This window comes from Streptomyces sp. SYP-A7185 (assembly GCF_046103685.1).
GTDB lineage: Bacteria > Actinomycetota > Actinomycetes > Streptomycetales > Streptomycetaceae > Streptomyces.
Window position 1 is genome coordinate 5,371,895 of sequence record NZ_CP122310.1, and the last position, 13,841, is coordinate 5,385,735.

At 72.6% G+C, this 13,841-nt stretch carries 11 protein-coding genes; 8 read left to right on the plus strand and 3 right to left on the minus strand.

From position 1 onward, the window contains the following. The first annotated feature begins 39 nt into the window (after positions 1-39). The 6 genes from QBL25_RS23585 (at position 40) to QBL25_RS23610 (ending at position 7,355) form a co-directional block, all read left to right on the plus strand. A complete protein-coding gene (locus QBL25_RS23585; RefSeq protein WP_351173364.1) occupies positions 40-795 on the plus strand; it encodes a redox-sensing transcriptional repressor Rex in 756 nt (251 codons plus the stop codon). After that, positions 792-2,537: a glutamyl-tRNA reductase gene (locus QBL25_RS23590; RefSeq protein WP_409058999.1), complete on the plus strand. Its 1,746-nt coding sequence runs from the start codon at positions 792-794 to the stop codon at positions 2,535-2,537. The genes QBL25_RS23585 and QBL25_RS23590 overlap by 4 nt, the downstream gene beginning before the upstream one ends. Further along, on the plus strand, positions 2,534-3,493 hold the full coding sequence (gene hemC / locus QBL25_RS23595) for a hydroxymethylbilane synthase (RefSeq protein ID WP_409059000.1): 960 nt from the start codon (positions 2,534-2,536) through the stop codon (positions 3,491-3,493). The genes QBL25_RS23590 and hemC overlap by 4 nt, the downstream gene beginning before the upstream one ends. After that, positions 3,490-5,148, plus strand: a complete 1,659-nt coding sequence (locus QBL25_RS23600) for a uroporphyrinogen-III synthase (RefSeq protein ID WP_409059001.1) — start codon at positions 3,490-3,492, stop codon at positions 5,146-5,148. Before hemC ends, QBL25_RS23600 begins: the two co-directional genes overlap by 4 nt. 129 nt (positions 5,149-5,277) lie before the next feature. Beyond that, positions 5,278-6,267 (plus strand): porphobilinogen synthase, encoded by a 990-nt coding sequence (gene hemB / locus QBL25_RS23605; RefSeq protein WP_409062747.1) that lies wholly within the window; start codon positions 5,278-5,280, stop codon positions 6,265-6,267. Between the two features lie 110 nt (positions 6,268-6,377). After that, the gene (locus QBL25_RS23610; protein ID WP_409059002.1) at positions 6,378-7,355 is read left to right on the plus strand and encodes a zinc-binding dehydrogenase; all 978 of its coding nucleotides are present in this window, start codon (positions 6,378-6,380) and stop codon (positions 7,353-7,355) included. Positions 7,356-7,373: 18 nt separating this feature from the next. On the opposite strand, the gene QBL25_RS23615 is transcribed toward QBL25_RS23610, so the two are convergent. Beyond that, positions 7,374-8,258, minus strand: coding sequence for an NAD(P)-dependent oxidoreductase (locus QBL25_RS23615; protein WP_409059003.1), 885 nt, complete (start codon positions 8,256-8,258; stop codon positions 7,374-7,376). Positions 8,259-8,439: 181 nt separating this feature from the next. After that, complete coding sequence (locus QBL25_RS23620) at positions 8,440-8,970, minus strand: DUF4232 domain-containing protein (protein WP_409059004.1); 531 nt, start codon at positions 8,968-8,970, stop codon at positions 8,440-8,442. 192 nt (positions 8,971-9,162) lie between these two features. Between QBL25_RS23620 and QBL25_RS23625 the strand changes: the two genes are divergently transcribed. Together QBL25_RS23625 and QBL25_RS23630 are read left to right on the plus strand one after the other, a co-directional pair. Beyond that, positions 9,163-10,650: a helix-turn-helix domain-containing protein gene (locus QBL25_RS23625; protein WP_409059005.1), complete on the plus strand. Its 1,488-nt coding sequence runs from the start codon at positions 9,163-9,165 to the stop codon at positions 10,648-10,650. Between the two features lie 123 nt (positions 10,651-10,773). Continuing rightward, positions 10,774-11,985, plus strand: coding sequence for a PLP-dependent aminotransferase family protein (locus tag QBL25_RS23630; RefSeq protein ID WP_409059006.1), 1,212 nt, complete (start codon positions 10,774-10,776; stop codon positions 11,983-11,985). Between the two features lie 74 nt (positions 11,986-12,059). Here the strand turns inward: QBL25_RS23630 and argS are convergent, their stop codons facing one another. Continuing rightward, positions 12,060-13,835: an arginine--tRNA ligase gene (argS, locus tag QBL25_RS23635; RefSeq protein ID WP_409059007.1), complete on the minus strand. Its 1,776-nt coding sequence runs from the start codon at positions 13,833-13,835 to the stop codon at positions 12,060-12,062. Between the last annotated feature and the right edge of the window lie 6 nt (positions 13,836-13,841).

Sequence of the window (13,841 nt, forward strand, 5' to 3'; positions counted from 1 at the left end):
TGTGACCGCCTGCAGCCCCGCTCTACCCGCAGGAGCACCGTGGCAACTGGCCGAACTCACCGACCGGCGACCCGCAGCCGAGGGATTCCCGAGGCCACCGTCGCCAGGCTTCCGCTGTACCTCCGAGCCCTCACCGCACTGTCGGAGCGCTCGGTGCCCACGGTCTCCTCCGAGGAGCTCGCGGCCGCCGCGGGGGTCAACTCCGCGAAGCTGCGCAAGGACTTCTCCTACCTCGGCTCCTACGGGACGCGTGGCGTCGGCTACGACGTCGAGTACCTCGTCTACCAGATCTCCCGCGAGCTGGGCCTGACGCAGGACTGGCCCGTCGTGATCGTCGGCATCGGCAACCTCGGCGCCGCCCTCGCCAACTACGGCGGGTTCGCCTCGCGCGGGTTCCGCGTCGCCGCGCTGATCGACGCCGACCCGGCGATGGCGGGCACCCCCGTCGCCGGCATGCCGGTGCAGCACACGGACGACCTCGAGAAGATCATCAGTGACAACGGCGTCTCCATCGGCGTCATCTCCACCCCGGCCGGCGCCGCCCAGCAGGTCTGCGAGCGGCTCGTCGCCGCCGGTGTGACCTCGATCCTGAACTTCGCGCCGACCGTGCTCTCCGTGCCCGACGGCGTCGACGTACGCAAGGTGGACCTCTCCATCGAGTTGCAGATCCTCGCCTTCCACGAGCAGCGCAAGGCCGGCGAGGAAGCCGCGGCCGACGGCGCCGTGCCGCCCGTCGCCGCCAAGCAGCAGCGCAAAGGACCCGACGGGGACGTCCCCGCCGTGATGCCGGCATGAGTCTCCTCGTCGTGGGGCTGAGCCATCGCAGTGCTCCGGTGAGCGTGCTCGAACGGGCCGCCCTCGCCGCCGACGCCCAGGCCAAGCTCCTCCAGGACACGCTCGCGGCCGAGCCCGCCGCCGAAGCGGCCGTGCTCGCCACCTGCAACCGCATCGAGCTGTACGCCGACGTGGACAAGTTCCACGCGGGCGTCGCCGAGCTGTCGACCCTGCTCGCGCAGCACAGCGGCGTGGGCCTCGAAGAGCTCACCCCTTATCTCTACGTCCACTACGAGGACCGAGCCGTCCACCACCTGTTCTCGGTGGCCTGCGGCCTGGACTCGATGGTCGTCGGCGAGGGGCAGATCCTCGGCCAGATCAAGGACGCCCTCGCGCGCTCCCAGGAGCTGCACACCGCCGGGCGCCTGCTCAACGACCTGTTCCAGCAGGCCCTGCGGGTCGGCAAGCGCGCGCACTCCGAGACCGGCATCGACCGGGCCGGGCAGTCGCTCGTGACCTTCGGCCTCGAACAGCTCGCCGGGCGCGAGCCGGTCGAGACCTGGGCCAAGGGCAAGCGCGCCCTGGTCATCGGCGCCGGATCCATGTCCTCGCTCGCCGCGGCCACCCTCGCGCGCGCCGGCGTCCACGAGGTCGTCGTCGCCAACCGCACCTTCGACCGGGCCCACCGCCTGGCCGCCCTGCTCGGAGAGCAATATGGACGCAGCCTGGCCGAGGGCGGCACCGGCACCGTCGCGCGCGCCGTGCCGATGGACCAGGTGGCGGCGGAACTGACACGTGCCGACGTCGCCGTCTCCTGCACCGGAGCGACCGGTCTCGTCCTGACGGCCGAGGCCGTCGCGGCGGGCGTGGCCGACCGCACCGGCGCACCCGTCACCGTGGGCGCCCCGCGCCCGCCCGCCGCGGACACCGCGGCCCCCGCCGCCGCGCACCCCGCCGATGCCGACGAGGCCTGCCCGCTCGGGCTCTCCGGCGACGGGACCGTGGGCCGCGGGGTCGGCTTCTCCGTCATGGGCGAGGAAGCCGTCGCCGGGATGGACGCCGCGACGCTGGAGCAGCACGCCGCCTGGGTGGACAACGCCCCCGCCGAGCGCCGCGACGACCCGCAGAGCGAGGCCGACACCATCACCGCGCTCGCCGCGGCCGTGACCGCCACCGGGCGCGTGCCCGAGCGGCGCCGCGGCCCCTCGATGGTCGAGACCGGACACGTCCTGCTCGCCCTGCTCGACCTGGCCATGCCCCGCGACATCGACGGCGCCGTGCACCGCATCGACGGCGTACGCCTCGTCGACATCGAGTCGCTCGCCGAGGCGTCCGCCGACGCCCCGATGGCCGACGACGTGGAGCGGGTGCGGGCGATCGTCTCCGACGAGGTCGCCGCCTTCGGCGCCGCACAGCGGGCCGCGCACATCACGCCGACCGTGGTCGCCCTGCGCACCATGGCCGCCGACGTCGTCGCGAACGAGATCGCGCGGCTCGACGGACGGCTCCCCGGACTTCCCGAGAAGGAGCGCGCGGAGATCACCCAGACCGTCCGCCGCGTCGTCGACAAGCTGCTCCACGCACCCACCGTGCGGGTCAAGCAGCTGGCGAGCGAGCCCGGCGGCGCCGGGTACGCGGACGCGCTGCGCACCCTCTTCGACCTCGACCCGCAGACGGTCGCCGCCGTCAGCAGGGCCGACAAGGTCAACGAACCCACCGACCAGAACGCACCACAAACAGATCCGAATCGAGGCCGGGCATGACCGAGAGGGCACTCAGGCTCGGGACACGGCGCAGCAAGCTGGCCATGGCCCAGTCCGGGCAGGTGGCCGACACAGTGAGCCGGCTGACCGGCCGCCCCGTAGAGCTCGTGGAGATCACGACGTACGGCGATACGTCCCGTGAGCACCTGGCACAGATCGGCGGCACCGGCGTCTTCGTGACCGCCCTGCGCGACGCGCTGCTCGCCGGCGAGGTCGACTTCGCCGTCCACTCGCTGAAGGACCTGCCGACCGCGCAGCCCGACGACCTGGCCCTGGCCGCGGTCCCGCTGCGCGAGGACCCCCGTGACGTGCTCATCGCACGCGACGGGATGACCTTCCCCGAGCTGCCGGGCGGCGCGCGCATCGGCACGGGCTCGCCCCGCCGGATGGCGCAGCTCAACGCCTACGCGCGCAACCACGGACTCGCCATAGAGACCGTGCCGATCCGGGGGAACATCGACACCCGCATCGGGTTCGTGCGCAAGGGCGAGCTCGACGCCGTCGTACTCGCCGCCGCGGGCCTCAACCGCGTCGGCAGGATCGGCGAGGTGACCGACTTCCTGTCGGTCGACACAGTTCTGCCCGCCCCCGGCCAGGGGGCACTGGCGATCGAATGTGCCGCGTCCGACGCGTCACTGACCGCCGCGCTCGCCGAGCTCGACGACCCGTACACCCGGGCCGCCGTGACCGCCGAGCGATCCCTGCTCGCCGCCCTGGAAGCCGGTTGCAGCGCGCCCGTGGGCGCACTGGCCGACTTGCTGGCCGACGGGCAGATTGTCAAGGAAATGCGCCTGCGCGGCGTCGTCGGGGCAACCGACGGCTCGACGCTGGTGCAGCTGTCCACCACCGGTCCCGTGCCCGAGACGCATGACCAAGCCTTGGCGCTCGGCCGTGAACTCGCTGCCGAGATGCTTGCCAAGGGCGCGGCCGGTCTGATGGGGGAGCGAGCACTTTGAGCCCCACCTCGAACCTTCCCGGCCTTCCCGCACACGGGCACGTCACCTTCCTGGGTGCCGGACCCGGAGATCCGGGACTACTTACGCTGCGCGCCGTCGAGGCGCTGGCCCGAGCGGACGTGCTGATCGCCGAGCCGGATGTGCTCGACGTCGTTCGTGCGCATGCCCGGGGAGGTGTGGACACACCTCAGCCAGGGGCAGTTGACGACGCGTCAGCGATCGCCGGAGCGTCGGCTTTGCGAGCCGCGACCAATCTTGTCATGGAGGCGGCACGGGGCGGCAGGCGGGTCGTGCGTGCCGTCAGCGGCGACGTCGGCCTCGACACGTACGCGGCCGAGGAGATGCTCGCCTGCGCCGCCGAGGGCATCCCCTTCGAAGTCGTGCCCGGCATCGCGGCGGCGGTCGGTGTACCCGCCTACGCGGGTGTTCCGCTGCGCGACGCCCAGGGCACGGACGTGCGCTTCGTCGACGCGCGCACCGCCTCCGACCGCTGCTGGAGCGAGGTGGGGGCGTCCGACGGGACCCTGGTCGTGTCGACCTCCCTGGACTCCGTGGCCGCGGCCGCCGGTGAGCTGGTGTCGTCCGGGCGCAAGCCCGACACCCCGCTGACGGTGACGATCGCCGGTACGACGACGCGGCAGCGCACCTGGCAGGCGACCCTGGGCACCATCGCCCAGGTCCTCAAGCAGGCGAAGGTGCTGCCCTCGCCCGACGGAGGCCAGCCCGTCATAGCCGTGGTCGGCGAGCGCTCCGCGGCCGCCCAGCGCGACCAGCTGTCGTGGTTCGAGTCGAAGCCGCTCTTCGGCTGGCGGGTGCTCGTGCCGCGCACGAAGGAGCAGGCGGCCTCGCTCTCCGACCAGCTGCGGTCCTACGGCGCGGTGCCGCACGAGGTGCCGACCATCGCCGTGGAGCCGCCGCGCACGCCCCAGCAGATGGAGCGCGCGGTCAAGGGGCTCGTCACGGGCCGCTACGAGTGGATCGCCTTCACCTCCGTGAACGCAGTCAAGGCGGTGCGCGAGAAGTTCGAGGAGTACGGGCTCGACGCGCGTGCCTTCGCCGGGATCAAGGTCGCGGCGGTGGGCGAGCAGACCGCCGCGGCGCTGATCGCCTTCGGCGTGAAGCCCGACCTGGTGCCCAGCGGCGAGCAGTCGGCCGCGGGTCTCCTGGAGGACTGGCCGCCGTACGACCCGGTCTTCGACCCGATCGACCGTGTCTTCCTGCCGCGGGCCGACATCGCCACGGAGACGCTGGTCGCCGGGCTCATCGACCTCGGGTGGGAGGTCGACGACGTGACCGCCTACCGGACGGTGCGTGCGTCGCCGCCCCCGGCGGACACGCGTGAGGCGATCAAGGGCGGCGGCTTCGACGCCGTGCTCTTCACGTCCTCGTCGACCGTGCGGAACCTCGTCGGCATCGCCGGCAAGCCGCACAACGTGACCGTCATCGCGTGCATCGGCCCCGCCACCGCCAAGACCGCGGAGGAGCACGGGCTCCGGGTGGACGTGATGGCTCCCGAGCCGTCGGTGCACAAGCTGGCCGAGGCGCTGGCCGAGTTCGGGACCCGGCGCAGGCTCTCCGCCCTGGAGGCGGGGGACCCCGTCACCCGGCCCAGCGAGCGGCGCCCGGGTTCCCGCAGGCGGCGTGCGGCACCCTGACGTCCAGGCGTACCGTAATCACCGGCTTCGCCGAGTTCGTCCGCGAGCACCGGACGGGCTAGTTGCTTCCCCGGCCCCGGCTGAGATCCTTCAGCCGGGGCCGGAATCTTTCGTGAGGTGAGAGAGACAGTGACCACGTACGGATCGTTTCCCGGGGCCCGGCCCCGCCGCCTTCGGACCACGCCCGCCATGCGGCGCATGGTCGCCCAGACGCGGCTGCACCCGGCCGACCTGATCCTGCCCGCGTTCGTGCGCGAGGGGATCAGCGCCCCCGTGGAGATCGGTGCCATGCCCGGCGTCGTCCAGCACACCCGCGACAGCCTGAAGAAGGCCGCCGTCGAGGCGATGGAGGCCGGGGTCTCCGGGATCATGCTCTTCGGGGTGCCGGAGGAGTCGAAGAAGGACGCGGCCGGGACCGTCGGCACCGACCCGGACGGGATCCTCCAGGTCGCCCTGCGCGACGTGCGCGCCGAGGTCGGCGACGACCTCATCGTCATGTCCGACCTGTGCCTGGACGAGTTCACCGACCACGGCCACTGCGGTGTCCTGGACGCCGAGGGGCGCGTCGACAACGACGCCACCCTGGAGCGGTACGCCGAGATGGCGCAGGTCCAGGCCGACGCGGGCGCCCACGTCGTGGGCCCCAGCGGCATGATGGACGGCCAGGTCGGCGTGATCCGCGACGCGCTGGACCAGGTCGGGCACGAGGACGTGTCGATCCTCGCCTACACCGTCAAGTACTCCTCCGCCTTCTTCGGCCCCTTCCGCGAGGCCGTCGGCTCGTCCCTCAAGGGCGACCGCAAGACCTACCAGCAGGACCCGGCCAACGCCCGCGAGTCGCTGCGCGAGCTGGCGCTCGACCTCGAGGAGGGCGCCGACATGGTGATGGTGAAGCCCGCCGGCCCCTACCTGGACATCCTGTCGAAGGTCGCCGACGCCGTCGACGTGCCGGTCGCCGCGTACCAGATCTCCGGCGAGTACTCGATGATCGAGGCCGCCGCCGAGCGCGGCTGGATCGACCGCGACCAGGCGATCATGGAGTCGCTCACGGGCATCAAGCGCGCGGGCGCGAACATGATCCTCACGTACTGGGCGACCGAGGTGGCGCGGCGGCTCTGAGGAGCCGCGCGGAGTGTCCGCTTGACCTCAAGTTTGGTTGAGGTCGCAGGGTGGTGTGCATCGACGTCCGGCCGACCCGCCGCCGACGTCCGACGTTCTGAGGAGGACGTATGCGCGCCGTCGTACTGCACGAGTTCGGACCCGCCGAGAACCTGGCGTACGAGACCTGGCCCGACCCCCTCGCGGGGCCGGGCCAGGTGCGCATCGCCGTACGGGCGGCCGGAGTCCACCACATCGAGACCGTCATGCGGCGGGGCGAGGCCGGCGGCATGGCGCCGCCGCTGCCCGAGCTGCCCGCCGTCTTCGGCGGGGAGGTCGCCGGTGTCGTCGACGCGGTGGGCCCCGGGGTGGATCCCGCCTGGCTGGGGCGGGCGGTCGTGACCCCGCGCAGCGAGCCCGGCGGCTACGCCGAGCTCGCGGTGGCCGACCTCGCGCAGCTGCACGAGGTGCCGGCCGGGCTCGGGTTCGAGGCCGCCGTGACCATGGTGATGACCGGGGCCACGACCATGGGGCTCCTGGACGCCGCCAGGATCACCCCGGAGGACGTGGTGCTCGTGATGTCCGCCGCCGGTGGCGTCGGGCGGCTGGTGGTGCAGTACGCGGCCTCGCTGGGGGCGGTCGTCATCGGTGCCGCGGGCGGGCCCGACAAGGTCGAGGCCGTCTGGGAGCTGGGCGCCGATCTCGCCGTCGACTACAACGAACCCGGCTGGGCGGACCTCGTGCGCGAGCGGCTCGACGGCCGCCGGGTGAGCGTGGTCCTCGACGGGGTGGGCGGCGAGAAGTCCGCCGCCGCGTTCGGACTGCTCGGCGACGCCGGGCGGTACGTCATGATCGGCTGGTCCTCGCAGGAGGCGTTCGAGCCGGACGCGGCGGCCGTGGAGGAGCGGGGCATCACCGTCACCAACGCGCTGATGCAGCTCATCGCGCACCCCGAGGGCGGCCCCGACCGCGAACGCCGGGCCCTGGAGGCCGCCGCCAAGGGGGAGTTGGCCCCCGCGGTGCAGACCTTCCCGCTGGCGGACGCGTCCGCGGCCCACGCGGCCATGGAGCGCCGGGAGACCACGGGCAAGGTCGTCCTCGTCCCCTAGGCCCGCGTGACTCCTGCGCTAGCCCTGCTTGAGCAGGGTCACCAGGCGGGAGAGGCCGTCGGCGCCGTACCCCTCGTCGACCGCGCGGTCCAGAAGGCCCTGGAACGGCGCGAACAGGTCACCGCGCAGGCCCTGGTCGGCATACGCCTGGAGGAAGTTGGGGTACGCGTCGCGGTTCATGGCGAGGTTGGACACGTCGGTGAGGTGCCGGCCGGCGTCGACCGCCTCGGCCGTCCCGGGCACCACCGCGTCCGTCATCGCCGCCATCCAGTCCCTGAGCAGCGGCGCGAACTCCCGGGCCGCGATGCCCTCGCTGCCGATGAGGGCGTACGCCTGCGCGACGCCCATCACCATCCCGTACATGCCGGTGAGCAGGGACAGGTCGTAGAGGGCGGCGAGCCCGGGGTCCTCGCCGACCCACTTGGGGGCGGCGAGCGCGGACAGGGTCGCGCGGTGGGCCTCGAAGGCCGTGGCGTCCGCGCCGCTGTAGAGGATGTACGCACCGGGCGTCGCGATCATCTGGGGTACGGCCATGATCCCGCCGTCGACGTACGCGACGCCGTGCGCCGCGGCCCAGGACGCCAGCTCCCGGGCCTGGGCGGGCGTCCCGTTCGTCAGGTTCACGACCGTACGGCCCTTGAGGGCGTCCGCCTCGGGTTCCAGGAGGCCGCGGACGCCGTCGTTGGTCGTGAGGCAGACGATGACCAGGGGCGCCGCCTCGACGGCGTCCCTCGCCGTGTCGGCCGGGATGGCGCCCTGCGCGGCGAGGGGGCCCGTCTTGGCGGCGGTGCGGTTCCACACGGTGGTGGGGTGACCCGCCTTGAGGAGCGCGGCGGCGAGCGCGCTGCCCATCAGGCCGAGGCCGAGGACGGTTACGGGAGACTGCGCGGGCTGTGCGGGCATGGCTGGGGAACTCCGATCGGAGGCGTATGGCGGGGTGGGTGGGGAACGCCTTCGATCCTTGCCGCGCACCGGGACGCGGACAAGTACCCACTAATTTGTGCGTACTTACCGGAAGGTGCGCGTGAGGCACCGGGTGGGCCGACCCGCTCGCCGTTACGGCGGCGGGCCGGCCCGGAACCGGTCACCACATCAGCGCGGCCGACGCCGACGTCTGCCAGTACGTGACGAACGCCGAGCTGTCGACGTACACCCCGCCGCGCGGCAGCTTCGCCGCCCCGGGGTTGCCCACGCTGCCGTTCATCGCGCGGTTGGCGAAGAGGACGTCCAGCTCGTGGGCCTGGTGGCCCTCCGCGCCCTCCGGCGACGACGTGCCGATGGCCGCGTACGCCGTCTGCCCGGGCTCCAGCGTGACGACGGCCTGGGGCGTGCTCTCCTCCAGCCACGGCGTGGCCGACTGGCCCTCGTCGAAGCGCAGGTACGGGGCGCCGTACGCGTAACAGGTCTTCGTCCCCGTGTTCTTGGCCTTCAGGAGCAGGTGGTTGAGGGGGCGCTCGACCTCCTGGACGGTGATCTTCGTGGTGGCGGCGGTGCAGGTCACCGGCGCCGCCTTGGCGGCGGGAGTCGCGGCGGAGGCCGCGCCGCCGAGCGCGGTGAGGGAGAGGGCGGCGGTGAGGGCGGTGGCGACCGCGGAGGCTTTGGTGGAAAGGCGCATGGCTGATCTCTTTCGGTGTGACGTGGGAGACGCGAGCCGCGCCGAGGGAGTCCCGGCCGCGGCGTGCTTGTATGGCCCCAGCTTGTGCGGGGTTCCGTCCCAGTCGCCGCCGTGGGAAGGCAGTTGGGGACGCGGGGATGTTCGTACGGCCCTGAACTGCGAGAACTCCGTTCCATGGAACGGCCGGATGGAATGGGAGAGAGCGTGGGGGCGGGCGATCTCGCGGGTTTGCTGCGGGAGCTGAAGGAGAGGTCGGGGCTCAGTTACGGGGCGCTGGCCAAGCGGCTGCACGTGTCGACGTCGACACTGCACCGATACGTGAACGGGTCGGCCGTACCGACGGAGTTCGCTCCGCTGGAGCGGCTCGCCCGGATGTGCGGGGCCTCACGCGAGGAGATGGTCGAGGTCCACCGGCAGTGGATCCTGGCCGACGCGTCCAGAGGCGACCGCAAGGAGGGGGACGCACAGCGGGGCACGACGGAGCCACCGCGTGCCGCGGGGCCCGACGCACCTGCCGCCCCTGCTGCCGCTGCTGCTCCTGTTGCCCCGGCCGGTGAGGCGGCACCCGGCAGCGCACCCACCGGATCCCCCGCCAAGGACCCCGACAAGGGCCCCGACAAGGCCCCCGCCAACGACCCCGCCAAGGACTCCGACTTCGTCATCGGCCCGGCGCCCGCCCCAGCGGGGAAGTCCGGCGGCAGGCGCCTGCCCCGGGCGCGTGTGCTCGTCGCTGCCGGTGCCGTCCTCGCGCTCGGCGCCACCGCCGTCGCCGTACAGGCCGCGTCCGGCAGCGGAGGCGAGCGCGAGCGGGCGTCCGCCACCACCCCGGGCCCGCACGGCGGCGAGGGGGCATGGGACCGGGACGCCACCGGCTCCCCTTCGCCCTCCGCGAAGGGCAAGCCGGGCAAGAAGGCATCGGAGTCCAGCAGACCCGCGGGTGACGGCAAGGGCGTTGAGGGCACGACCGGCGCGCCCGGCGCGGGGGGCGCGGGTGGCGGCGGCAAGGGCGGCGGGGAATCGGACACGTACACGGGTACGGACACGGGCGCGGCCCCGGTGACCGTCTCCACCCAGCCCCAGTACTGGAGCGACCCCTGCGGGCACCCCTACCTCGTCGACAAGGAGCCCGGCACCCTCTCCCCGCCCCCCAACGAGCAGGACGCCGAAGGCTGGGTCGCCGCGAACGGCGCGGTCTCCGCCCGGGACCAGACCGTGAAGCTGACCGTCCAGGGCACGGGCGAGGAAACCGTCGTCCTGGAGTCCCTGCACGTCCGCGTCGCCGGCACCAGCTCGCCCCTGGCCTGGAACAACTACAAGATGGGCTACCTCGGCGTCGGCTGCGGGGGCAACGTGCCCAAGCACTCCTTCGACGTCAACCTGGACGCGTCGGTGCCGCGCCCGGCCCCTCAGGGGAGCGACGACTTCCCCTACAAGGTCAGCGCCAGCGACCCCGAGGCGTTCTACGTCAACGCCACCGCCAACTCCCGCTACGTACGCTGGTACTTGGAACTGGAGTGGTCGAGCGGCGACCGGCACGGCACGGTACGCATCGACGACACGGGCAAACCGTTCGCCACGAGCGGCGACCGGGGCCGTCCCGTCTACGGGTTCTCGCTCAACAGCAAGAAGTGGACGAAGACGAACCGCGACAACGACGACGTGCCGGACCCGCCCGCCTAGCGACGCACCACGGCCCCGCATCCGGCTCGCGGCGGGGCCGTTCCGCGGCCGTCCGCATCCCGGAATGGTGCATGTAGACGGCACGCAGGTGCTTACGCTGCCGGGAAGACAAAGGAGCCGCAGATGACCGTCACCGCCCCTGCCCCCAGCACCGCCGCCCCCACGCCGCCCCTCGCCGCGCGTGCCGCCTCGGTCGGTGGCTCTCCGGTACGGGACATCCTGGCCGTGACGGCACGGCCGGAGGTCATCAACTTCGCGGGCGGGCTCCCCGCCCCCGGCCTCTTCGACGCGGAGGGCATCGCCGCCGCGTTCCAGGCGGTGCTCACCGAGCAGCCCGCACGCGCTCTCCAGTACGCCACGACCGAGGGCGAGCCGACGCTGCGGGCCGCCATCGCCGCGCGCTTCGCCGTGCGCGGGCTCGCCACCGACGCCGACGACCTCCTCATCACCACCGGATCGCAGCAGGCGCTCTCCCTGCTCGCCACGGCCCTCGTCGAGCCCGGCGACACCGTCCTCGTCGAAAGCCCCTGCTACCTGGCCGCACTCCAGGCCTTCGGCCTCGCGGGCGCGCACCTCGTGCCCGTCCCCGGCGACGAGGCCGGGATGGACCCGGCCGCCCTCGACGAACTCGTCGCCCGGCACCGGCCCAAGCTCCTTTACACCGTCCCCACCTTCCAGAACCCCACCGGCCGCACCATGCCCGCCGACCGCCGCGCCGCGATCGCCGGCGTCGCCGCGCGGCGGGGCCTGTGGATCGTCGAAGATGACCCGTACGGGGAACTGCGCTTCGAGGGGGAGCGCGTGCCGTGGATCGCCTCGTACCCAGGGGCCGAGGACCGCACCGTCCTGCTCGGCAGCTTCTCCAAGGTCATGGCGCCGGGCCTGCGCCTGGGCTGGATGCGGGCACCCGCCGTGCTGCTGCGCGCCTGCGTCATCGCCAAGCAGGCCGCCGACCTGCACACCCCGACCGTCAACCAGCTCTCCGCGGCGCGGTACTTGGCGGACAACGACCTGGACGCGCACGTGGCCCGCGTCGCGGGGGCGTATCGCGAGCGGCGTGACGCCATGCTCCTCGGCCTCCCGCAGGCGCTGCCCGAGGGATCGGCGTGGATCCGGCCCGAGGGCGGCATGTTCGTCTGGGCGAAGCTGCCCGAGGGGTACGACACCGCCGCGCTGCTGCCCCAGGTCGTCAGGCACGACGTGGCGTACGTCCCCGGGGCGCCGTTCTACGCCGGGGAGCCGGACCGCACGACCCTGCGGATGTGCTTCGTGACGCAGACGCCCGAGGAGATCGGGGAAGGACTGCGCAGGCTCCGGGGCGCACTGGCCCGGTGAAACGGCCGGCCCCCGCGTCCCTGACGGGGCGCGGGGGCCGAGCGAGCGCGGTAGCGGCGGGCAATCAGGGTCGTTCAGAGGCGCTCGGGCGTCCTGATGCCCAGCAGGGCCATCCCCTGGTGCAGGGTCCGGGCCGTGACGTCGCACAGGAACAGACGGTTCTCGACCTGGGCCGGGGTGTCCGCCTTCAGGACCGGGCACTTGTCGTAGAACGTCGTGTAGAGCGACGCCAGCTGGTAGAGATACGCGGCCAGCTTGTGCGGGGCGTACTCCCCGGCGACCTCGGCGACCGTCTCCGCGAACTGGTCCGCGTGCAGGCCCAGCGCCCGCTCGGCCGGGGCCAGTTCGAGCTCCGGGTGGGCCTTCGGCGCGACGTCGCCCGCCTTGCGCAGGATCGACTGGATACGGGCGTACGCGTACTGGAGGTAGACCGACGTGTCGCCGTTGAGCGACACCATCTGGTCCAGGTCGAACTTGTAGTCGCGCACCGCCGACGTCGACAGGTCCGCGTACTTCACCGCGCCGATGCCCACCTGGGCGCCGCGCTCGGCGATCTCCTCCTCGGAGAGGTCCTGGGCCTTCTCGCGCACGATGGCCGACGCCCGCTCGATCGCCTCGTCCAGGAGGTCGATCAGCCGGACCGTCTCGCCCTCACGCGTCTTGAACGGCTTGCCGTCCTTGCCGAGGACCGTGCCGAAGCCGAGCTGCACCGCCTTGACGCCGTCCGTCAGCCAGCCCGCCCTGCGGGCCGTCTCGAAGACCATCTTGAAGTGCAGCGACTGCCGCGCGTCCACCACGTACAGGAGGGTGTCCGCCTTGATGTTGAAGACGCGGTCGCGGATCGCGGAGAGGTCGGTGGCCGCGTACCCGAAACCGCCGTCGGACTTCTGGACGATCAGCGGGGACGGGTTGCCGTCCGGGCCCTTCACGTCGTCGAAGAACACGCACAGCGCGCCGTTCGACCGGACGGCCACGCCGGACTCCTCCAGCATGCGGCACGTCTCCGCCAGCATGTCGTTGTACCCGGACTCGCCGACGATGTCCTCGTCGTGGATCTCCACGTCCAGCTTGTCGAAGACCGAGTAGAAGTAGACCTTCGACTCGTCCACGAACCGCTGCCAGATCGCGAGCGTCTCGGGGTCGCCCGCCTGGAGGTCCACCACCCGGCGCCGGGCGCGCGTCTTGAACTCCTCGTCGGAGTCGAAGAGCACCTTCGAGGCCTTGTAGACGCGGTTGAGGCTCGACATCGCCTCCTCGCCCGCCTCCACCGAGCCCTCGGCGGCGGACTGGTGGCCCAGCGCGTCCGGGTGCTCGATCAGATACTGCACGAGCATGCCGAACTGGGTGCCCCAGTCGCCGATGTGGTGGCGGCTGACGACCTTCTCGCCGGTGAACTCCAGGATCTTGACGACGGAGTTGCCGATGACCGAGTTGCGCAGGTGGCCGACGTGCATCTCCTTGGCCACGTTCGGCTGGGCCCAGTCGACCACCGTCGTGCCGGCGGTCTCCGAGAACGGCACGCCGAGCCGCTCGCCGTCGGCGGCGCGCGCGGCGAGGTTCTCGACGATCGCCTTGTCGGTGACCGTGACGTTCAGGAAGCCGGGCCCCGAGACCTCGACGTCCTTGATCAGGCCGTCGTCGGCGGGCAGCGCGTCCACGACCTTCGTCGCGAGCTCGCGCGGGTTCGCCTTCGCCTTCTTGGCGAGCGCCAGGATTCCGTTGGCCTGGTAGTCGGCCCGGTCGCTTCGTCGCAGCAGCGGGTCGGCGGAGCCGGCTTCCGGCAGGGCAGCCGTAAGGGCGTCCGCGAGGCGCTGGTGGACGGAGGCGGTGAGGGACGTGACCGAGGCCATGAATGG